Source organism: Flavobacterium sp. 2755 (assembly GCF_031455715.1).
Classification (GTDB): Bacteria; Bacteroidota; Bacteroidia; order Flavobacteriales; family Flavobacteriaceae; genus Flavobacterium.
In genome coordinates this window covers 106,557-128,058 of record NZ_JAVDTG010000002.1, presented here as the reverse complement: position 1 = coordinate 128,058, position 21,502 = coordinate 106,557, and the positions used below count along the sequence as shown (strand labels likewise).

20 protein-coding genes are annotated in these 21,502 nt (G+C 32.3%); 4 read left to right on the top strand and 16 right to left on the bottom strand.

Annotated elements, in window-relative coordinates:
* Nucleotides 1-5 precede the first annotated feature (5 nt).
* From J2Y38_RS04340 to dusB, 3 genes are all read left to right on the top strand, one after another.
* Nucleotides 6-1,673: a C45 family peptidase gene (locus tag J2Y38_RS04340; protein ID WP_309839916.1), complete on the top strand. Its 1,668-nt coding sequence runs from the start codon at nt 6-8 to the stop codon at nt 1,671-1,673.
* Nucleotides 1,670-2,962 (top strand): phenylacetate--CoA ligase, encoded by a 1,293-nt coding sequence (locus tag J2Y38_RS04335; RefSeq protein ID WP_309839914.1) that lies wholly within the window; start codon nt 1,670-1,672, stop codon nt 2,960-2,962. Before J2Y38_RS04340 ends, J2Y38_RS04335 begins: the two co-directional genes overlap by 4 nt.
* A gap of 162 nt (nt 2,963-3,124) precedes the next feature.
* On the top strand, nt 3,125-4,117 hold the full coding sequence (dusB, locus tag J2Y38_RS04330; protein ID WP_180857035.1) for a tRNA dihydrouridine synthase DusB: 993 nt from the start codon (nt 3,125-3,127) through the stop codon (nt 4,115-4,117).
* 87 nt (nt 4,118-4,204) lie between these two features.
* On the opposite strand, the gene J2Y38_RS04325 is transcribed toward dusB, so the two are convergent.
* The 5 genes from J2Y38_RS04325 to rbfA all read right to left on the bottom strand — a co-directional run bounded on the left by J2Y38_RS04325 (nt 4,205) and on the right by rbfA (nt 8,275).
* Nucleotides 4,205-4,429 (bottom strand): hypothetical protein, encoded by a 225-nt coding sequence (locus J2Y38_RS04325; RefSeq protein ID WP_309839913.1) that lies wholly within the window; start codon nt 4,427-4,429, stop codon nt 4,205-4,207.
* 16 nt (nt 4,430-4,445) lie between these two features.
* A complete protein-coding gene (locus J2Y38_RS04320) occupies nt 4,446-4,988 on the bottom strand; it encodes a DUF6934 family protein (RefSeq protein ID WP_309839911.1) in 543 nt (180 codons plus the stop codon).
* Between the two features lie 95 nt (nt 4,989-5,083).
* Nucleotides 5,084-6,511, bottom strand: coding sequence for an MATE family efflux transporter (locus tag J2Y38_RS04315; RefSeq protein ID WP_309839910.1), 1,428 nt, complete (start codon nt 6,509-6,511; stop codon nt 5,084-5,086).
* Nucleotides 6,512-6,681: 170 nt separating this feature from the next.
* Nucleotides 6,682-7,881, bottom strand: coding sequence for an ABC transporter permease (locus J2Y38_RS04310; RefSeq protein WP_309839908.1), 1,200 nt, complete (start codon nt 7,879-7,881; stop codon nt 6,682-6,684).
* 1 nt (nt 7,882) lies between these two features.
* The gene (rbfA, locus tag J2Y38_RS04305; RefSeq protein WP_053472967.1) at nt 7,883-8,275 is read right to left on the bottom strand and encodes a 30S ribosome-binding factor RbfA; all 393 of its coding nucleotides are present in this window, start codon (nt 8,273-8,275) and stop codon (nt 7,883-7,885) included.
* Between the two features lie 207 nt (nt 8,276-8,482).
* On the opposite strand from rbfA, the gene J2Y38_RS04300 reads away from it, so the two are divergent.
* Nucleotides 8,483-8,902 (top strand): CBS domain-containing protein, encoded by a 420-nt coding sequence (locus J2Y38_RS04300; RefSeq protein WP_309839906.1) that lies wholly within the window; start codon nt 8,483-8,485, stop codon nt 8,900-8,902.
* Nucleotides 8,903-8,935: 33 nt separating this feature from the next.
* Here the strand turns inward: J2Y38_RS04300 and J2Y38_RS04295 are convergent, their stop codons facing one another.
* The 11 genes from J2Y38_RS04295 to J2Y38_RS04245 all read right to left on the bottom strand — a co-directional run bounded on the left by J2Y38_RS04295 (nt 8,936) and on the right by J2Y38_RS04245 (nt 21,494).
* Complete coding sequence (locus J2Y38_RS04295; protein ID WP_053472969.1) at nt 8,936-10,189, bottom strand: murein hydrolase activator EnvC; 1,254 nt, start codon at nt 10,187-10,189, stop codon at nt 8,936-8,938.
* Nucleotides 10,190-10,213: 24 nt separating this feature from the next.
* Nucleotides 10,214-10,993 carry a DUF4292 domain-containing protein gene (locus tag J2Y38_RS04290; protein ID WP_309839904.1) on the bottom strand — a complete coding sequence of 260 codons (780 nt, stop codon included), beginning with the start codon at nt 10,991-10,993 and terminating at the stop codon, nt 10,214-10,216.
* Between the two features lie 12 nt (nt 10,994-11,005).
* The gene (locus tag J2Y38_RS04285) at nt 11,006-12,352 is read right to left on the bottom strand and encodes a tetratricopeptide repeat protein (RefSeq protein WP_309839902.1); all 1,347 of its coding nucleotides are present in this window, start codon (nt 12,350-12,352) and stop codon (nt 11,006-11,008) included.
* Nucleotides 12,353-12,370: 18 nt separating this feature from the next.
* Nucleotides 12,371-13,387 (bottom strand): sugar phosphate nucleotidyltransferase, encoded by a 1,017-nt coding sequence (locus J2Y38_RS04280; protein WP_309839900.1) that lies wholly within the window; start codon nt 13,385-13,387, stop codon nt 12,371-12,373.
* 96 nt (nt 13,388-13,483) lie between these two features.
* The gene (dut, locus tag J2Y38_RS04275) at nt 13,484-13,918 is read right to left on the bottom strand and encodes a dUTP diphosphatase (RefSeq protein WP_053472973.1); all 435 of its coding nucleotides are present in this window, start codon (nt 13,916-13,918) and stop codon (nt 13,484-13,486) included.
* 29 nt (nt 13,919-13,947) lie between these two features.
* Nucleotides 13,948-15,408, bottom strand: a complete 1,461-nt coding sequence (locus J2Y38_RS04270) for an oligosaccharide flippase family protein (RefSeq protein WP_309839897.1) — start codon at nt 15,406-15,408, stop codon at nt 13,948-13,950.
* Between the two features lie 94 nt (nt 15,409-15,502).
* Complete coding sequence (locus J2Y38_RS04265) at nt 15,503-15,949, bottom strand: GNAT family N-acetyltransferase (protein WP_309839895.1); 447 nt, start codon at nt 15,947-15,949, stop codon at nt 15,503-15,505.
* Nucleotides 15,950-16,527: 578 nt separating this feature from the next.
* Complete coding sequence (locus J2Y38_RS04260) at nt 16,528-18,018, bottom strand: AAA family ATPase (RefSeq protein ID WP_309839893.1); 1,491 nt, start codon at nt 18,016-18,018, stop codon at nt 16,528-16,530.
* Nucleotides 18,019-18,029: 11 nt separating this feature from the next.
* Nucleotides 18,030-18,860, bottom strand: a complete 831-nt coding sequence (locus J2Y38_RS04255) for an ATP-binding cassette domain-containing protein (protein WP_309839891.1) — start codon at nt 18,858-18,860, stop codon at nt 18,030-18,032.
* 2 nt (nt 18,861-18,862) lie between these two features.
* Complete coding sequence (locus tag J2Y38_RS04250; protein ID WP_309839889.1) at nt 18,863-19,633, bottom strand: hypothetical protein; 771 nt, start codon at nt 19,631-19,633, stop codon at nt 18,863-18,865.
* 46 nt (nt 19,634-19,679) lie between these two features.
* The gene (locus J2Y38_RS04245; RefSeq protein WP_309839887.1) at nt 19,680-21,494 is read right to left on the bottom strand and encodes a phosphate ABC transporter substrate-binding/OmpA family protein; all 1,815 of its coding nucleotides are present in this window, start codon (nt 21,492-21,494) and stop codon (nt 19,680-19,682) included.
* Nucleotides 21,495-21,502 lie beyond the last annotated feature (8 nt).

Below are 21,502 nucleotides of genomic sequence, written 5' to 3'. Positions count from 1 at the left end.
AAATCATGAAAAACCGAATTTTATTTTTCTTCTTTATCGGTTTTCTATTCTTGTTTGTTTCTTGCGGAACATCAAAATCAATGCATCATAAACCTGATCTTTCTCACTATAATTCGGTAAAACCAATTGTTCTAAAAAAATCAGATTCTGTATTTATCTCCGGAAAAAATTCTCTTTTAAAAAATAAACAAGGTATTTGGGAATTGTATGTCGAAGGCGATCCACTTGAAATTGGTTTAAACACCGGAGCTTTAACCGATTCTCTTTTAAAAAATCAGCAGCGCGTTTTTTTCTCTAAGGTGAAAGATTTTATTCCGTCTGCTTTTCAGCAAAAAATACTCCGTCAGTTTTTAAAATGGTACAATCGAAAATTATATTTGAATGTTCCCGAAGAATATCAAACGGAAATTTATGGCGTTTCTGAATACACTTCGGATGAACTTGATAACATTGCGCCCAAATATCAGCGTGGTTTATATCTTCATGCAGCGCACGATATTGGCCACGCTTTACAAGATTTGGCTTTGGTTGGCTGTTCGTCTTTTGCTGCTTGGAATGAAAAAACGGAAGATGGAAATTTAATCCTCGGACGTAATTTTGATTTTTATGTAAATGACGCTTTCGCGGAAAATAAAATCGTGGCGTTTATAAATCCGAAAACAGGTTATAAATTTATGATGGTTACCTGGCCGGGAATGGTTGGCGCCGTTTCCGGAATGAATCAGGAAGGTTTAACCGTGACGATTAATGCTTCGAAATCTAAAATTCCGCTAATTGCCAAAACGCCCATTTCGATTTTGACACGCGAAATTTTACAGCACGCTAAAAACATAGACGAAGCCATTTCTATTGCAAAAAAGAGAAAAGTTTTTGTTTCTGAATCCATAATGGTAGGAAGTGCAAACGACAATAAAGCAATTTTAATTGAGGTTTCACCAACAAAAATGGATGTTTACGATGTTCCAAACAGCGATCAGTTAATATGCTCGAATCATTTTCAGGGAAATGTTTTTGCAACTGATAAACGAAATCAGGAACAAATTATAAACAGTCATTCTGAATATCGCTTTGAAAGAATGGAGGAACTTTTGGCAAAAAATCCAAAAGTGAACCCTGAAATTGCTTCAGAAATTCTTCGGAATAAAAATGGTTTAAAAGATATTCCGCTTGGTTACGGTTCTGAAAAAGCATTAAACCAATTAATGGCGCATCATGGAATTATTTTTAAACCAAAAGAAAAATTGGTTTGGGTTTCGGCAAATCCGTATCAATTGGGAGAATTTGTTTGTTACGATTTGAATTCGGTTTTTGGCGAAAGAAAAAATGATTCCTTAAATTCTTTTCAAAAAGAAAATTTAAATATTGCCAAAGATCCGTTTTTAGAAACGGTCGCTTTTCGCAATTATAAAATATTCAAAATTGAAGATCATAAAATAGATTCGTTTCTTGAAAATAAGGAAACGATTTCTCCAGAATTCATTCAAAATTATCAATCATTAAACCCTGATTATTGGGTTGTATATTATAAGGCAGGATTGTACTTTTACCAAATAAAAGATTTTCAGCAGGCAAAACTTAATTTTGAAAAAGCTTTGACCAAAGAAATTACAACGTTGCCTGAAAAAGAAAAAATTGAAAAATATTTAAAAAAAATCAAAAGAAAATTAAAATGATTCCAGCAATAGAAAAAGATTCTTTAGAAGAAATTAAAATTTTTCAAGAAAAAAAACTATCTGAACTTTTACAATATATCAGTCAAAATTCTCCTTTTTATAAAAGACTTTTTGCCGGACAAAATATTGATATTTCAAAAATCAAAACTTTAGAAGATTTACAGCATTTACCTGTTACGACAAAAGAAGATTTACAGCAATATAATGATGATTTTGTATGCGTTCCGCAAAATAAAATTATCGATTACGCCTCTACTTCAGGAACTTTAGGCGATCCTGTAACTTTTGGTTTAACCGATTCTGATTTAGATCGACTGGCTTACAACGAAGCTATTTCATTTGCCTGCGCCGGGATTACCGAAGGTGATGTTGTGCAATTGATGACGACAATCGATAGAAAATTTATGGCGGGTTTGGCTTATTTTCTGGGTTTACGAAAATTAAAAGTCGGCGTGATTCGTGTTGGTGCCGGAATTCCGGAAATGCAGTGGGATTCGATTTTAAAATACAATCCAAGTTATTTAATTACTGTTCCGTCCTTTTTATTGAAGTTAATTGAATATGCCGAAATTCACGGAATCGATTATAATAATTCGAGTATAAAAGGGGCAATTTGCATTGGAGAATCTTTGCGAGATCAGGATTTTTCGATGAATACTTTGTCTAAAAAAATCACGGATAAATGGAATATTAAGTTGTTTTCGACTTATGCTTCTACCGAAATGAGTACGGCGTTTACAGAATGTGAACACGGAAATGGCGGACATCATCATCCGGAATTAATCATTGTTGAAGTTTTGGACGAAAATAATTTACCCGTTAAAGACGGAGAAACAGGCGAACTTACTTTTACTACTTTAGGTATTGAAGCGATGCCGTTATTACGTTTTAAAACGGGAGATATTGTACAGCTTCATAACGAGCCTTGCGCCTGCGGGAGAAATACTTTGCGTGTTGGTCCTGTTGTTGGCCGTAAAAAGCAAATGATAAAATACAAAGGGACAACGCTTTATCCGCCTGCAATGAACGATGTTTTAAGCGGATTTGACAATATCGAAAATCATATTATCGAAATCTCTACAAACGATTTAGGCACGGATGAAATCGTGATAAAAATTGCGGTTAAAAATCAAACACCAGAATTTCTGCAGGAAATTAAAGATCACTTTAGAGCAAAACTAAGAGTAACTCCAAAAATAGAATTTGCTTCAAAAGAAACTTTAAATCCTTTAGTTTTTAACCCAATGAGTAGAAAACCAATTCGTTTTTTTGACTACAGAAACATATAAAAAATTTTTCACCATATAAGTGATATAAGTTCATTTAATTAAAGCGCTCATATACGCAATCTTTTAAATGAACTTATATCACTTATATGGTTTATTTTCAGCTTCTTGAATGTTTTTCTGTGAATTAAACTAAATGTTGTAATTTTGCAAAAAATTATGAAGATGGTCAAGATTGGCAACATAGAATTACCCGAATTTCCTTTATTACTCGCACCGATGGAAGATGTTAGTGATCCGCCGTTTCGCAGATTATGCAAAACGCATGGCGCTGACATGATGTATTCTGAATTTATTTCGTCGGAAGGATTAATTCGTGATGCTATAAAAAGCCGCATGAAACTGGATATTTTTGATTACGAACGTCCAGTTGGAATTCAGATTTTTGGCGGTGATGAAGAAGCAATGGAGATGTCTTCTAAAATTGTTTCTACTGTAAAACCTGATTTAGTGGATATCAATTTTGGATGTCCGGTAAAAAAAGTAGTTTGTAAAGGTGCTGGAGCTGGGGTTTTAAAAGATGTTGATTTGATGGTGCGTTTGACGCAAGCCGTTATCAAAGGGACAGATTTACCTGTTACAGTAAAAACGCGTTTAGGCTGGGACGAAAGTTCTATTAATATTGATGAAGTTGCCGAAAGACTTCAGGATATTGGTGTTCAGGCTTTGACGATTCACGCCAGAACTCGTGCTCAAATGTACAAAGGCCATTCTGACTGGTCACACATTGCAAGAGTAAAAAATAATCCAAGAATTACAATGCCTATTTTTGGAAACGGCGATATCGACAGTCCCGAAAAAGCATTAAAATATAAAAATGAATACGGAATTGACGGTATCATGATTGGCCGCGCAGCGATTGGTTATCCGTGGATTTTTAATGAAATCAAGCATTATTTTAAAACGGGTGAACACTTACCTGCTCCAACGGTTATTGATCGTGTTGAAGCTGCGAGAAATCATTTGCAATGGTCAATGGATTGGAAAGGCGAGCGTTTAGGAATTGTAGAAATGCGTCGTCATTATACCAACTATTTTAAAGGTATTCATTCTTTTAAAGAATTCAAACAGAAATTAGTTACGACTGATGCTCCAGAAGATTTGTTTGCGATTATGAAAGAAATCGAACAGGTTTATGCTGGATATGAATTTGTTTAAAATATAATCTTTGTCAAAGTTTTGAACTTTGACAAAAAACTGAAATACAAAAAAGACCTTCGATCGAAGGTCTTTTTTTATATATTTTTATTCTAAAATATTTCTTGTTGAATTTCTTTTAGCTAGATCAATAGCTGATTTTAACTCAGAAAAAAATAGTTCAGCTTCTTTTTTATTTCGAATTGATTTAGTCAAATTATCGCTATAATTTGATTCTGTAACATCTCTGTGATCAGCAATGTTTTTGTCAGAAGCAGAAGCTAAAGCAATTTCCTGAATTTTATTAATCTTATTTTGAATAGAATCTTTCATAAAGCAAATTTAAACATTATTGATTTAAATTAAACATATAGTATCTATAAAGATCGTTAGTTTTTCTTTGAAAATCAAACGATTCTGGTTTTGGCTTAAAAAACGCCGATCCATTATTATCTAATTCAATTGTGCCATTTCGCAGTAATCTCACGTACCAATCTACTCCGATAATCACTAAAAAATCTTTTAAATCTTTGTAATTATATCTAAACATTCGATGATATAGATTGGCTCGTAAATCATCTGAGCCATCAATGCCAATTGAAGTATGAGGATTATTTTTTAAAAAAGTTATCGAAAACAAAATAATTGTCGAGAAAACTTTATTACTATCATTGTGTTTAAGATTTATAGAATCATTAATTTTTCCATTTACATCAAATGGACCAAAAGCTAAATTATAAACATTGGGTAATAAGGATTCTGCAATATTGGTAAACTTAACTTTAAGCTGAATTATTGTACTATCTTTTAATAGAGATTCAAAAATATATTGATCAAAATTTGGACTTACGTATTTAGCTTCAAAGGTATTTTCTAAGTTAATTTTAATCATAAAATATTAAATTCAATAAAAAACAAAGAAACAAATTTAATATAAATTTCTTACAAATAAAAAAACCTTCAATATTGAAGGCCTTTTTATTTTTATTACACTTGAACTCTTTTCCACTTTCCTCTTTTATAGAAAAAGATTCCTGCTAAAGTTATAGCGGTTTCTGCAACGGGAATTGCTATGAAAACTCCGGTTGGTCCCATATTGAAATGTTTGGCCAATACAAAAGCCAGTGGAATTTGGAACAGCCAAAAACCGAAGAAATTAATTCCGGTTGGTGTCCAGGTATCTCCCGCTCCGTTGAAAGTATTGATCAAAACCATCCCGATTCCGTAAAAGATAAATCCGATGCTCATGATTTGCAATGCTTCGACAGCAATTGTTTTTACAGCTTCATCATTCGTGAAAAATGAAATGATATATTGGCCAAAGCCTAAAGTAATAATCATAATTGTGGCCATGAAAATTACGTTATATCTTGCTGTTGTATAAACCGATTTTTCGGCACGTTCAATTTGTTTTGCTCCTAAATTCTGTCCAACCAAAGTTGCCGCAGCATTACTCAATCCCCAAGCTGGAAGAATAAAAAACATCATAATTCTAAGTGCTGTTTGATATCCTGCAGAACCGTGGTCTCCACCAGTTGTTGCGACTAATTGTGCTAAGAAAATCCAACTGCATGATGCAATTACGAATTGTAAAATTCCCGGTGCAGCTATTTTAACCAAAGCTTTTATTTGTTTAAAGTCTGGAGCGAAATACGCTATTTTAATTTTTAAAATTCCGTTTCCAGAAAACAAATGATAAACCTGGTATAAAACCCCAATACTTCTTCCTAAAGTTGTTGCCAAGGCAGCTCCAACTAAACCAAAAGCAGGAATTGGTCCAAAACCGTTAATTAAAATCGGACATAAAATAATATTGCAAATGTTGGCAATCCAAAGACTTTTCATTGCAATTGCTGCATTTCCAGCTCCACGGAAAATTCCGTTAATCAAGAATAAAAGCATAATGCATAAACTTGAGCCAATCATAATTTGTGTGAATCTGAAACCGTGTTCGGCAGCATCAACAGAAGCGCCCATCAAAAGCAGAATATCTTTTGCATAGATAATTCCCAAAACACTCAGGACAGCGTTAACAGCAAATGCTACAATTATGGCCTGCATTCCGGCTTTTGCTGCAGCGACTGGATCTTTTTCTCCAATACGTCTTGCTACAACTGCTGTTGCCGCCATACTCATTCCTATTGCAAGAGAATATATAATAGTCAAAACAGATTCGGTCAAACCAACCGTTTGAATAGCAAAACTGCTATGCTCCAAATGTCCGACAAAATATAAATCGACTAAAGCAAAAACCGATTCCATCATCATTTCTAAAACCATTGGAATGGCTAATAGAATTACGGCTTTCTTTATACTTCCGGCAGTATAATCAAATGATTCGTCGCCTTTTAAGGCTTGTTTTAAAGTGGTAAAAAATTTAGAAAAAAAACTTTTTTGTATAGTTGTTTCTGTCATGATATATTAGGATAAATGATAAAATTGGTCCAGATGTGTTTATCTGAACTGAAAAGTAAAAAACGTAAGTATCCTAATTATTCTTAAAAATAAAATAGGATTAGGCAGAAACTATCATATGCTGTGAATTTTCAAGGCGGTAAATATAAGTAATATTTTGAAAGAAAATATTAATCTAATAATTTTTTACTTACACGGCTGCTGGCAATAAGTGATGCCACGAATCCTAGGGAAACAATTGTTGTCATTACGATTACAACATTTTCGAGTGTAAAAACAACTGGGTAAGCCAGCGTTGGCGTGATCATTATCAGCTCATATTTTTGCTGTAATGTGACTAATATAATCCCGTAATAAAGTCCTATCAAACCTCCAAAAACAGTGAGTAAAGTTCCTTGCAGAATGAAAATTCTTCTCAAACTGTTTATTTCTGTTCCCAGATTAAAAAGGGTTTTTAAATTTGCTCTCTTATCTAAAATCATCATTATTAAAGCGCCAATCAAATTGAAAAGTGCCACAATAATTACAAGCGTAAAAATTAAATAAACAGCAATATTTTCGGTGTTGAGCATTTTATATAAAGACTCATTCAATTGCTCTCTATTTTTTATAGTGACTTTATTATTAAAAATCTTTTTAATCTGAGCATTCACCGCATTTTCGTCTGCGTTTGGTTTTAACCTGAATTCGATTCCCGAAATTTGATTTGGCTTATACATCAATAATTCCTGTGTTAAACCTAAATCTGCAAAAACATATTTCGAATCTAAATCTTCGCTGATTGAGTAAATTCCAACGGGTAAAACATCAGTTTTATTAAATGCTTCTTCGGGATTGTCGATTGCTCCTTTTCCTGGTTTTGGAGCAAATATCTGCAGCGGGTTTTCAAAATCAAGAATTCCCAGCGAAAAATCCTGTGCAATTCCGTAACCAATAACAACTTGATACGAATCTGGTTTTAGCCATTGTCCGTTAAAAAGTTTTACTTTAATATTGTTTACAACCGGGTAGATACTGTCAACACCTTTTAAATAAGTAACGCGCTGCTTGTCTTTAAATAAAAACAAAACTCTTTCTTCAATAATTTTGGTGTAGCAGGCAACACCGTTAATTTCTTTCAGCTCTTTTTCTTGCTGGGGTGAAATTAAAAATGATTTTCCGTACGTACTTGTCATTTTTAAATCCGGATCAATCTCATTTGTAAACGAAAGACTGAAAACTTTTAATCCGCTAAAAACAGATAAAACCACAAACAAAGCCATTGTACCAACAATAATTCCCATACTGGCAATTAAATTGATGATATTGATCGCGTTATTTTTACTAAGGCTGAAAAGATAACGTTTGGCTATGTAAAATGGGAAATTCAATTTATGATTTTCTTCTTTTTTCTAAAAGATCACGGTTTTCAATTGGGTTTTCTCTGTTTGCTAATGCATTGTCAATTTTTTCGATATAATCTAATGAGTCATCGATAAAGAAAACCAAATTTGGCACACGACGCAATTGAAGACGAACGCGCTGCGACAAATCATGTTTGATTAAAGTTGTATTTGATTTTATTCCTTCTAAAGTTTCCTTTGCTTTTTCTTGAGGAAAAATGCTTAAATATACTGTTGCCACAGATAAATCTGAGGTTACACTAACTTTGGATACTGAAATTACCAAATTGCTAACTCCATTTTTTCGCACTTCACCTTGCAGAATATCAACCAAATCTTTTTGGATGACACTGCCTATTTTTTTCTGTCTATTTGTTTCCATAGTGCAAAAATACTATTTTTAAATTCATTCATTGCAATTTCAAATTAAGTAAAGAATTATTATTGAAATTTCGCTATACTTTTCAATGTATTACCCTCAAAAAAGTATCTCTATATCGAGTTTTTAATTGTTTTAAAAGCTGATAAAGGTCATGTTATTTATCAGAATTATTCTACATATTTGATATAAATATAAAACTGATCTATTATGAAAAAAAGAGAACCAATTAGTCACATCATGACTAAAACCGTGGTGACTGTAAATCAAAATGACGATTTAAGAAAAGTAGTAGAAAAACTAAAATCGAATTCTATTCGACATATTCCTGTTGTAAACGGCAAAGAAGTTGTGGGTATTATCAGCCGTACAGATGTGAATCGTCTTACTTTTGGTGCTTTGTTTGAAGGGCAGGAAGGTATCGATGAAGCTATTTTAGATATGCTGACGATTTCTCAGGTTATGACATCAAAACCTAAAACTCTTTCTTCTGAAACTATTATTAAAGATCTAGCATCGACATTTGTAAAAGAAGAATTTCACGCTCTTCCGGTTGTAGACAACGGAGAACTGAAAGGGATTGTAACAACAACTGATGTTATTAAATATTTTTTAGAACAATATGATTAAATAAAAAAGGGAGCCTAAATAGCTCCCTTTTTATTATCTGTTTTGCAACCAATTTTCAGGATCGGTATTGGTTGTATTTTGAAGAATCAAGAATTTGATAACCGTTTTTCCGCTATCACCGCTGGTTCTTACTTTTCCAATATTTTGTTTGATCGAAACTTTTTCTCCTTTGCTTACAAATACTTTGCTCAGGTTTTGGTAAACGCTAAAGTAATCTCCGTGCTGGATCATAACTACCGTATTTACCGGAGATAAAACCATTACACTGAAAACTTCACCGGCAAAAACAGATCTTGCATTTGCACCATCTTCGGTCGTAATTTCAACTCCTGAATTATGAACTTTAATATCTGGATAAAGCGGATGCTGCTGATCTCCATAACCTAACGAAATAAATCCTTTTTCTACCGGCCAAGGCAGTCTTCCTTTATTGGCTTTAAAATCGGCTGCTAAAACTTTATCTTCTGGCGTCATTGCGATTTTAGAAGATGAAACTGGTTTTACAGTTGCATTAGACCCAGGATTTTCTTTAGCTTTTTCAAGTGCCGCTTTTCTGTTTGCTTCGGCAATTGCTTCACGAATCAAACGATCAATTTGTCTGTCAATTCTTTTTGATTCGCTTTGTTTTGCTTTAATATCAGAAGCAATTCTGTTTTTATCTTTTTTAATTGCGTTAACAAGCTTTTGCTGTTCTTTTTTCTCTACTTCTAAACTTTGTTTTTCTTTTTCGTTTTCAACAATAATTTTTTTCTTAACCTTTCTCTGCCCGTCTAATTTGGCATTAAAATCAACTAGTTGCGCGGTTTTAGACTGAATTTCTAGACCTTGGTTTTTTCTAAAATTTGTATATTGTTTTAAATATTGTGCTCTTTTGTAGGCTTGTAAAAAACTTTCTGAAGATAAAATAAACATCGCACGGCTTTGCTCAGAACGGCTTTTATACGATTTCAAAATCATTTTTGCATAATCTTCTTTTAAAACCGCCAGTTCTTTTTTCAGTTTATTAACCTGAACCTGATTAATATACATGTCGTTGCTTAAAATTCTTTCCTGTTTTGCTGTTGTATTGATCAGCTTTTCTTTAAGCTTAATTTTATTTGCCTGAATTAAATATTCATTCACTGCTGATTTTTCTTTTTTCCTTACAGACTGCAGCATTTTTTCGTTGTCTTTTATTTCCTGAAGAATCTGCGCTTTGCGTTGTTCAAGTTTTTCTTGCTGCGAATCTTGTGCCCAGACAAAAGTCGTGGCGCAAACAAAAATTAGGCTTAGGAGAAATTTTGGCATCTTTCTATTTTTCTTTTTACAAATTTACTTAATTAAAACTTTTTTATAACCGCTTGGCACACTATACGGAAAAGAAAGTTCTTCGTTAAATGATATATTGTTATAATTCAAATTAATATTCGTTGTTCCTTTTGGCTGCAATGCATTAATTACCAATGTTGTTGGAATAGTTCCCTGACTGAAAGTTTTAGTATCTGAATAATTGATTTCTAGCTTTATATTTTCAGCCGACTGAGAAATCTGTTCTTTTTGTACTAGATATTTTTCAGGATCTAAATAAAATGCTTTTTGAATCTTTTGGCTTTTTTGATCTTCTAAACGAATAAGATTTTCTACAATTGTCTGTGTATACTCTCCTTTTCGTAAATCATCAAAAGCTTCTCCAATTAATAAATTCTGAACTTTATTATAATCCAGGTCAGTTCCAAGCCATTCGCTCAAACTGCTAAAATCACCTTCATAATAAGTACCTTTTATTTTTTCGTAATAACTTACAGACGTTGGAGTTATCAACGCTTTTGCCATTGTAATTCCCAGGAATTTAACACTTATTAAAATCTGTTTATCTTTCTCGATTTTTATATCGGCTGTAACATTCTGACTTTGTTTTTCGTCTTCATATCTCGCGCTGGCTCTTATATTTAAGGTCGAAAAATCTAGTTTGTTTTCGTAATGTTTTTCAATTGCTTTATTGTCTTTTTTCGCAACAACTTCGGTAGTATTATTGTTTTGAACAGCAACGGCTTTTGATTTACACGAAATCATAAAAGCCGACATTAATATTATTATAATATATTTTTTCATCTTAATTTCTCCTTACTTCTTTTTTAATAATTCATTTGCCTTCAAAAAGTATTCCTCTTTTTTCTTAGCATCTCCTAATCCATTATATGCCTCTCCCAATTGAATATTAAAATTTGCCTCTAATTTTTTATCATCAACAACATAATCAAGTCCCATTTCTAAAACGGTTTTTGCGTTTTTAAATTGCTGTAACTGATTGCTTCCCAAACCTGCATAATAATAAAATTGCGGCTGGCTTGGATAAACTTCAATCATCGTCATGGCTCTTTTTGTCATTGGCGCAAATTGTTTTGCTTGTGTATAAGCTTCAAGCAAAAGCAGATTCGTTTCACGATCTGTATCTGAATTAGTCATTAAATCTTTTTCATAATATTTAATGGCGTTTTCAAACTGGTTTTTACTGTGATAAAATTTTCCAATTTCTTTAGCAACATCAACTTCTTTATCATTGTCAAAATAAGAAATGGCTTTTTCTAAATCTGCTCCATATTGCGGATTTTTATTCACATAAATCAAAAACTCATTTAAAGTTCGATGTTTGATTTTTGAATCAATTTTTGAACTTGACAAAATTACATTCATCGACTTAATGGCTTTGTCTGCCTGATTTGCATCTAAATAACTTTTGAACAAACTTACCTGTCCCCATTCAGAATCTGGAAGTTCTTTTGCCAGTTGTTTTGCAACATCAACAGCTTTCTCTGTTTCATCAGATTTTGAATATAGAAAAATCAGATTGACATAATTTGATTCTTCTTTTGGGTTCTTTTTAATCTGCTCAATTAAATTTGAAATCTCTGCATTTTGATATTTTCCCTGCGATAAAATTTGCGTTTTATAACGATCACGATCTTCAGATTTTCCGAATTTATCGTTCATTTCATTAATAGCAACAAGAGCTTTATCGTATTGATTTGTCAGCATGTATAACGAAATCAGATCGTCTTTATATTCTTCATCAAAAACAATAATTTTCTGAATCGTTTCTATTGCCAGAGCGTAATTTTTGGTTTCGTAACTTACGTCGTAAATTCCCAGCCAGTACCATTTGTTTTTTGGATTTAACTGCGTGGCTTTTTCAAATGCATTTTGGGCATTTTGATATTCTTTTAGTGCCAGGTAATTTTTTCCAACTTCAAAATAAGCGACAGCATCAGAAGGTTTGATTTTGATGCATTTTTCTAAAGATGCTATTGCTTTATCGTAATTTTCGATTCCTTTTTGTTTCAAAGATTCGTAAAAAGCATCTTGATATTCATCTGGTGCCAAAGCAATATCTTCTGGTTCCGTTTGCGCGAAAACCGAAGCTGAATTGCTTAGTAAAGCAAAAAATAAAATTATCAAAATCCTTTTTTTCATCTTTTTACGATTTCATTTTTATTCTAAAACCGAATAATCTCCAATGCTGATACTTGTGAATTTTCCATCATAACTAACATGATTTCCAATCATTGCATTATCTAAGTTAGCATTTTTTATTTGAGAATTAGTTTGTATTAAGCTATTTTTAATAGAACTGTCGGTTACATGGCAGCCTTTTCCTATTGAAACATTTGGTCCAACTGTGGTGTTTTTCAACACTACATTTTCGCCAATATAACATGGAGGAATAATTGTTGAATTTTCAAGCGTTACATTATAATCTACTAAATGTTCTCCGTCATTGTGTAAAAATCCTAACATTCTGCTGTTCGTTTCAACAGTAACATCTTTGTTTCCGCAGTCCATCCATTCGTCAACACTTCCGGTTTTAAAAACTTTACCGTTTGCCATCATCGCTTTAATACCGTCGTTGATTTGGTATTCACCGCCATTTTGAATGTTATTATCTAAAACTTCCTGAAGTTCTTTTTTCAGATCTCCAACTTCTTTAAAATAATAAATTCCGATAACAGCCAAATCACTAACAAACTCTTTTGGTTTTTCAACCAATTCTATAATTTCATTATTTGGATTTAATTTTACAACTCCAAAAGCTTCCGGCTGATCAACCTGTTTTACCCAAATCACAGCATCGGCAGATGGATCTAATTCGAAATCGGCTCTGATTAAAGTATCTGCATAAGCGATAACCGCTGGTCCTGATAAAGACTCTTTTGCACACATAATCGCATGCCCGGTTCCTAAAGGTAAATCCTGACGATAGATTGAAGCTTTTGCTCCTAAACCTTGTGCTAAATCCTGCAGACTTGTAACAACGTCATCTCCAAAAAACGCTTCATCTCCAAGAATAAATGCCACTTCTTCTATAGGCTGTTTTAATATTTTAGCGATATCTTCTACTAAACGGTGAACGATAGATTTTCCCGCAACCGGAATTAATGGTTTTGGTACTGTTAATGTATGTGGGCGAAGTCTTGATCCACGACCTGCCATTGGAACGATTATTCTCATCTAATTTTATTTTATGTGGGAAGATCCTAAAACCTTCGTTTGTTTGGTTAGTTCAAGTTTTAAATACAGTAAAGGGCTGTCAACTGAGACTGAAAACTACTTTACTCCAGTACTTCCAAATCCGCCTGCTCCTCTTGAAGTTTCTGTTAATTCTTCCACTTCAATCCATTCTGCTCTTTCGTGTTTGGCAATAATTAATTGTGCAATTCTTTCTCCGTTTTCAATTACAAATTCTTCATTTGATAAATTTACCAAGATCACACCTATTTCACCTCTGTAATCTGCATCGACAGTTCCCGGAGAATTTAAAACTGTAACTCCTTTTTTTGCTGCCAGTCCGCTTCTTGGTCTAACCTGTGCTTCGTAACCAATTGGTAATTCAATAAAAAGTCCTGTTTTTACAATTGTTCTTTCTAAAGGTTTTAACGTAATTGGTTCTGTAATATTGGCACGCAAGTCCATCCCTGCAGAAGCAATTGTTTCGTAATTTGGTAAATCGTGTTGTGATTTATTGATAATTTGTATTTTCATTTTTATTATAAAAGATTAAAAAAGCACTTTTACTTTCTGTTCATTATTCCTTTAATTGTGTCTTTTTCGTTGTGATAAACAAAGTACATAAAGCCTAATAATAACGGAATTCCAACAAAATAATTTTCTCTAAATCCATAAAAAGAAATAGCAGAAAATAAAATTGAGATTCCTAAATAAGCCGAAATTTTATTCATGTCATATGGAATAGGATAATATTTGTTTCCTAAAACATACGATATTAACATCATGCTTCCGTAAGCAGAAATAGTTGCAATTGCAGATCCGTAATAACTGTATTTTGGAATTAAAAAGTAATTTAAAACCAAAGTTACGATTGCTCCAACAATTGAAATATAGGCTCCAATTCTTGTTTGATCTGTTAGTTTATACCAAACCGATAAGTTGTTGTAAATTCCTAAAAAGAAGTTTGCCAGAATAATTAACGGTACCACTTTCATGGCTTCCCAATAGGATTTATTGTCTAATAAAAGATATTTAAGAATGTCTGCAAAAACGATAACTCCTAATAAAATCAGTGAACCCAGAATCACAAAATATTTTGTAATTACGGCATAAGTCTGCGGTGCATTTTCGTTTTTTGCATGGCTGAAAAAGAAAGGTTCAATCCCTAATCTAAAAGCGGTTGCAAACAAAACCATAAATAAACCTAGTTTATAACAGGCAGAATATGCTCCAACTTCTGATTTTGCAAGATTTTCTGGAAGTAAATATCCTAATAAAATTTTATCGAAATGTTCATTAACTGCAAATGCCAGTCCGGCAACTAAAATTGGCAGACCATATTTCATCATTTTTTTCCAAAGTACGGGATCGAATTTTCGTCCAAGTGAAAGATAATTTGGAGAAAGTACGATGAACGTTGCTAAACTTGCCAACAGATTAGCGATGAAAATATAGGCAATTTGGAAATTTTCTACATATAAATTATCCCAAACGGAATTAGGATGTGAAGCCGCTAATTTTGGCAGATACAATAAAAAGAAAATATTCAGCAGTAAATTAATTATCACGTTTCCAATTTTAATCGCAGCATAAACCATTGGTCTTTGATTTGCTCTTAATTTTGAAAATGGTACTAAAACCAATGCGTCTAAAACTAAAATCCAAACAGAATAGGTAATGTATTGTGCATCAACTTCGGCCCAGTTTGCCAACGTATTCCTAAAAATTAAAGCCGCAAACAAGAACCCAATTGACGACCAAAATATTGATATTGTTGAAGTTGCAATTACATTTTTCTTGTCTTCTTCGGCACTGTAAAATCTAAAGAATGCTGTTTCCATTCCGTAAGAAAGCACTACGTTAAAGAAAACCATCCAAGACAAAACAATCGAAACTTCGCCATATTCGGCAGTCGGTAAAATACCTGTATATAATCTGACCAATAAAAAACTGAGCATTCGCGGTAAAACGGTTGCCAGTCCATAAATTGCAGTTTGTTTGAATAGATTTTTATATAATCCCAAAATAATTAGTAATAAAGTTCAAAAAACAAAAATAACCAATTCTTTGGTTTTATTAGTCCTTTTGACGGTTCAATAAAAAAACTTAGCGACAATTTTAATCTGTTAATTTATTTTCGTCTAAAACTTTCACAAAATGAAAACCTTTTGGGCCATATCCTTGATTGTAATAAAATCTGTGCGCGCCAAAATTTCCCGAAAAAGCATCCAAAACAATACTGCTGCATCCTAAATCAAGTGCTTTTTGTTCAATATAATCGGTAAGCATTTTTCCAATTCCTTTAGAACGATATTCAGGATTTACCACAAAATTGTCAATTTCGAGATATTTTCCTGTCCATAATTTTGTTGCTGACCAACAGCCTGTAATACCCAGACAAACTTCGTTTTCAAAAACTCCAATCTGAATATAATTATGCGGAACCATCTCAGAAAGAAAGGATTGGTATTTTTCTAAAGTTATATTAGGATATAGAAATCGAATGGTGTCAATTTGAGTCACCATTTCGTCAATCGTAGTAAATTCGCGTATTTGTAAAGCCATTGTGATAGATATAGACCTCAAAATTAATTATTTTTTTTAAGCAAGTTATATAATTAACAACACACTAACATGTGAAATATGTAAATTAAGGCTGAAAATTATGTAACTTTTTTTAAACCGTATTTTCCTAAATTTGTTTCACAGGGATTGAGAAAGCTAAATACAACCCTTATAAAAAAGGAAGCACTGGGACTGATAAAGCTTGTTTGTTCCCATAAAAGACAAAGCACAAGGGATTGATTCTGCTGAAATGTAACCCTAATAAAAACAGAGCAATGGGACTAATAAAGCTAGTTTGTTCCCATAAAAGACAAAGCACAGGGATTGATTCTGCTGAAATGTAACCCTTAAAAAAACAGAGCATTGGGATTTATAAAGCTAGTTTGTTCCCATGAAAGACAAAGCTACAGAGTGATAAAATCTGTGTCAATAATTTTATAAAATGGTATGGATTCTCAATTTTGGGTAAATTGAGAATCACCATTTTATAAATTTTCTTGTTTATAGATGATATTCTTAAAAAAGAAAAAACTTCCAAAAAAAATAGCCGACAAATATTTGTCGGCTATTTTTTTATATCAGGAATCAAAATTATATTCAATTTCTTTTAATTCCGGAATATCATCATCTATTAATGTTTTCAAAGTGTCGCTGTTTAATTCTTTCAAAGTTATAATTCTATTTGCTTGATTTTGTACACATTTTTCAAATATATTTCGCACTAATCTGGCATTCCCAAAACTTTCGGTTTTATCTCTATACAATAATTCAAAAGTATCTTTTAGTTTTTCTTTAGCATCAATAGAAATTATGAAATCAGATTTCACACAAAACGATTCAAAAATTTCATACAATTCATTAGGCGTAAAATCTTTAAAATAAAAATATCTATTAAAACGGGATCTTAATCCGGGATTTGATTCTATAAAAATTTTCATTGGTTCTGTATATCCTGCTGCTACAACTGCCAAATCTTTTCGGTTATCTTCCATTCTTTTCAGCAATATATTTACGGCTTCAGATCCATAATCATTCCCCAGCGAATTTTGTGTTAAGGCATACGCTTCGTCTATAAATAGTACACCGCCAATGCTTGAGTTTACTACATTGTTTACCTTCGTGGCTGTTTGCCCAACATATCCGGCAATAAGACCTTCTCTATCGGTTTCGTATAATTGTCCTTTAGATAAAAAACCTAAATGTTTAAAAATTCTGCTTAACAATCTCGCAACAGTTGTTTTACCTGTTCCTGGAGATCCAAGGAAAACAGTATGTAATGTTATTTCAATATTCTTTAATCCTTCTTTTGATCTCTTTTTTTGGATTTCTAATAAATTGATAAGCTCTTCAATATCTTTTTTAACTTCATCAAGACCTATCAATCCGTTTAATTCCTGAAGTACTTTTTCTAATGTATCATCTTCTAAAACTTCACTTATTGCATTATTTTTTTCAAATTCAGAATTAGATTTTATTCCAAAAAATTCTTTGAATTTTTCTATATCAGTAACTTTTTTATCAAAGGCATATTCAATAAAGTTTTTATATTTTTTGATTATTTCTTCCTGCTTTGTATCATTTAATTGTTCTAACAAAAAATACTGATGTTTCATCTCTTTTGCCGGGATAACGGTATTTTCCTGAATAATATTTTGAAAGCTTTCTTTAAATTCATTTGAATAAATCAACTGATTTAATACATCTGACGAATCTTTATCTGCAAAATGTTTATTTCGTAAAACATCATAGTAATAAGCCATTACAAATTGTGCTTTCTCGTTTTGCTTCATTTCGATTTTAAAAAGCGTAATGAAATCTGCCAGAAAAAAATGTTCTGTTTTCAATAATTTTCCTTGAAATCCATTGCTTTTACATTCGTTTATTTTTACAATAAAATCTCGATCCTGATTTAATACATCGCAAATTTCAAGAATATTGGTTGTTTCGTTGTGGAGCTTTTTAATAAATGAAGCCGTAAAAACGGCTTCATTATCATTTATATTTAACTCTAAATATTTTTTTAAAGACAGAAATGAATCTTCTATAATCGAGATCGGATTTTTTTTCATTGCATACTATTTTAAGAAATCATCATTTGATGAATAATTTCTTTTGATAATTTTAAATGATCTTCGCAATATTCTGTCCAGGCTAATCCCATTTCTCTAAGATCATATTTGGCTACAATTGTTCCATAGGATTGCTGTACTCCATTTACGGTTGGATATCCTATAACATAAATTACCTGCGCCAGTTCTAAAGCCAGTTCAATATCATGTGTAGAAAAAATAACGGTATTGAATTCCGAAGAATTTCCAAGTAATTCAAATGCTTTTTTTACTTCTTCTATATTTCCAACATCAAGACCTGAAAAAGGTTCATCTAAAACGATAAATTGATCAGATGAAAATAATTGTTCAATAATTGCTGTTCTTTGCCTTTGTCCACCAGAAAGTTCATTAGGATATTTATCGGCACAATTCACTAAGCCCCATTCCTTTAAATACTGATTAATTTTTTCGTCTTTATCACTATTTGAAAGATTCGTTTTTCTTAAAGAAAATTTAAGCGCTTCCCGAACTGTTTTATGTCTAAACAAAGTATATTTTTGATCTACAAAACCAATGTCGCCTTCGTGAATTGTTTTGGCCATGTTGGGTGCAGGATTTTCAAAATCTTTAATTAAAATTTTTCCTGAACTCGCAGGTACTAATCCTGTAAGTGCTTTAAAAAAAGTAGATTTTCCACGGCCTGATCTTCCAACAAAAGCCAGAACTTGTCCTGTACAATCACTTTCATCCCGCACTACATCTTTTTCTATAATATTTATATCTTTAATAATGATGTTATCATCGTATGCAACGCTAAGATTTTCTACATATAAAAGCGTTTCTTTAAATTCATATTTCATACTTATATTTTTGAATATCTAAATAGTGCTTTTCTCAAAAAGTTGATTCCTGAATCTAATCCTAAACCAATTAATAAAATGATGATCTGCAATGCAATGATACGGCCAGTATTCATGAATTTATCAGAATTTTTAATTAAAAAACCCAATCCACCAGAAGCCACTACAATAGATTCTACTGTAACCAACATCATCCAAGTTATGGCTAAATTTTGTCTGATTACATCAATCACATAATCTAGTCTTCCTAAAATAATAACCTGCCAAAGTACTTCCCAACGTGTACATTTCAGCATTTTGGCATGGTCAAATTCTTCCTGCGGAATGTCTTTAACGACTGCAATTAATGACGTTGTTAAAAATGTAGTCAGGAAAATAACTAAAATCCAGACTTGCATCATTCTCGCTTCGTGAATAACCATTGTAATATAAAATGAAAGACCGGTAAATGGCAAAAACCTAAATTTAGTTATAAATTCAGATACTGGTTTTAATAATGGTATCGGCCATAAATAAGCAAATAACAATGATATTAGTGTTGCTAAAAAAATAGAGACAAAACACAGTTTTAGAGAATTAAAAATATGCACTACCAAACCTTCTTTATACAATTCTGTAAATCCAGTTAATACCTGACTCGGAGAAGGAAAAAGATGTTTTTGCCCGGATGTTGCTATAAACCAAATCGCTATCAAAAGCACCAGCCATGCCATTACAATAAAGGTGCTGTTGATTTTTGATAATTTTTCAAAAGGAATAAAATATTTTATCATAATTATAGAAGAAGGCCATCATAAGACAGCCTTCTATATTTAATTTTTATTTTAAGAAAGTAATTACAACTCTTCTGTTTAATGCTTTTCCAGAAGCAGAATTATTATCGGCAACAGGATCACTTTGACCTTTTCCGTCAACCATTTGAAAACGACTTGCAGGGATTCCTTTTTGTTTTAAATAATTTACAACTGCTTCAGCTCTGCTTTTTGATAATGCTAGATTGGCATCTGGATTTCCAACGTTATCTGTATGTCCAACCACTGTAAGTTTTGTGTTTTCTGCCTGAACTAACAGATTATAAATTCTTTCTACTTCTTTGCTTGATGAACTTGAAATTTCGGCACTTCCTGTATTAAAGTTAATTTTCCATTCTCCTGAAGCCACAACTTCAGTCGCTTTATTACTATAATCTGCTTTATCTGCAGAAGTTGACTCAATATCATTAATGTTTTTCAGGAAAAATAAATTCACTGCTTCATCATAAGAAACAGGAGTTCCCACATTTTCATTAAATCCAAACGGATTCAATTCTGTCAAATATCCAGAAACCTGATTGTATACAGATTTATATCTGTTAACTCCATCAGATAAACCAAAGTACTGCATTGCATCAGCATAATTAAATACTTTAGAACCTCCCATATTATAGGTTAATCCATTTTTAGTTTCTTGCTGACCTTTAAACATTTTATACCAATATTCCGGCGTTTCAATTTGATATGTATCTGCAACTGCCTGCGAAGCTCTTACTTTCCAGTCTTCATAATTTTTCATTTGGTTTGAAGCTGTAAGTGCCGATTTCAAAATGTTTGAAACAATTTCAGGGTTTTTTTCTGCCCATTCTTTTACTCCAATAATTACGGTTGGCATTTGATTATTAAATTCTTTCGTAGAAACAATATCTACAAAACCCGAAAGCCTGTCAAAAACAGTTTTATCACCTGGGGTCCAAGTCGCACAGCCGTCAATTTTTCTGTTTACAGATTTTCCAGTCAACTTACCATTTACAACTTCTTTAAGCGTTACGGTCCAGCCTGTTGTTTGAGATTTAATCAATTCTTCAGCAGATTTGATATAATCATCATTTTCAGATGGATAAATATTTACAGCTTCAGCATCATAAGTAGTTGGGTCTGGATTTACTTTTAAACCATTTGCAAAACAATAATTTACTGTTGTAACCCAGTCTCCATCTCCAAGAACGGCAGAAATAACAGAACCTTTCATTGATTTTGGATCAGATTTCCAATTTGGCGGTCCAATCAATTTATCTTCTCCATTACTCATTCCAACAACACCTAAAACTTGTACATGGTATTTATTTTTTCCATATTTTTCATTTAGTGATTTTTGCATAGAGCTGATATAAAACGGCGCGCCGTCTCCCATCATCATAATAGCAAAAGCACTTTTATTTGAATTTGGATAAGTTTCTCCTTTATCAAATTCTTCAATAAATTTCATTTGCATATTACGTAATTCCGAAAGCCAATCCTGACGAAGAATTTCAAGATTTACTCCATTTTTTTCCATCAAAGAACCTTTTGTAGTTTTTGGACCTCCGTTAGAAACAATAATTCCAGATTGAGCATTCCACGCATAAGCCGCAATTCTTACTAATGGTTTATTAGTAACTTCTGTAGAAACCTCTTTAGATGGAAGTGCAATTTTTTCGGCATTAGTTACATTATTAACGTCCATTTGGTTAAGATCAATACCGCTTAATTGTTTTGACACAGCCGTTTTGATTCCCGGAGATAAATAATAAATTCCTCCTAAAACAACTCCAATTGCTACAATGACAATCAGCAATTCTGAAAATGTAGTTAACTTTTGTGTTCTTAAAATTTTTCCCATTATATATT

Coding starts and splice junctions, on each gene's coding strand:
- J2Y38_RS04340 (WP_309839916.1), top strand. CDS start 6: ATGAAAAACCGAATTTTATTTTTCTTCTTTATCGGTTTTCTATTCTTG.
- J2Y38_RS04335 (WP_309839914.1), top strand. CDS start 1,670: ATGATTCCAGCAATAGAAAAAGATTCTTTAGAAGAAATTAAAATTTTT.
- dusB (WP_180857035.1), top strand. CDS start 3,125: ATGGTCAAGATTGGCAACATAGAATTACCCGAATTTCCTTTATTACTC.
- J2Y38_RS04325 (WP_309839913.1), bottom strand. CDS start 4,429: ATGAAAGATTCTATTCAAAATAAGATTAATAAAATTCAGGAAATTGCT.
- J2Y38_RS04320 (WP_309839911.1), bottom strand. CDS start 4,988: ATGATTAAAATTAACTTAGAAAATACCTTTGAAGCTAAATACGTAAGT.
- J2Y38_RS04315 (WP_309839910.1), bottom strand. CDS start 6,511: ATGACAGAAACAACTATACAAAAAAGTTTTTTTTCTAAATTTTTTACC.
- rbfA (WP_053472967.1), bottom strand. CDS start 8,275: ATGGAAACAAATAGACAGAAAAAAATAGGCAGTGTCATCCAAAAAGAT.
- J2Y38_RS04300 (WP_309839906.1), top strand. CDS start 8,483: ATGAAAAAAAGAGAACCAATTAGTCACATCATGACTAAAACCGTGGTG.
- J2Y38_RS04295 (WP_053472969.1), bottom strand. CDS start 10,189: ATGCCAAAATTTCTCCTAAGCCTAATTTTTGTTTGCGCCACGACTTTT.
- J2Y38_RS04290 (WP_309839904.1), bottom strand. CDS start 10,993: ATGAAAAAATATATTATAATAATATTAATGTCGGCTTTTATGATTTCG.
- J2Y38_RS04285 (WP_309839902.1), bottom strand. CDS start 12,352: ATGAAAAAAAGGATTTTGATAATTTTATTTTTTGCTTTACTAAGCAAT.
- J2Y38_RS04280 (WP_309839900.1), bottom strand. CDS start 13,387: ATGAGAATAATCGTTCCAATGGCAGGTCGTGGATCAAGACTTCGCCCA.
- dut (WP_053472973.1), bottom strand. CDS start 13,918: ATGAAAATACAAATTATCAATAAATCACAACACGATTTACCAAATTAC.
- J2Y38_RS04265 (WP_309839895.1), bottom strand. CDS start 15,949: ATGGCTTTACAAATACGCGAATTTACTACGATTGACGAAATGGTGACT.
- J2Y38_RS04260 (WP_309839893.1), bottom strand. CDS start 18,018: ATGAAAAAAAATCCGATCTCGATTATAGAAGATTCATTTCTGTCTTTA.
- J2Y38_RS04255 (WP_309839891.1), bottom strand. CDS start 18,860: ATGAAATATGAATTTAAAGAAACGCTTTTATATGTAGAAAATCTTAGC.
- J2Y38_RS04250 (WP_309839889.1), bottom strand. CDS start 19,633: ATGATAAAATATTTTATTCCTTTTGAAAAATTATCAAAAATCAACAGC.
- J2Y38_RS04245 (WP_309839887.1), bottom strand. CDS start 21,494: ATGGGAAAAATTTTAAGAACACAAAAGTTAACTACATTTTCAGAATTG.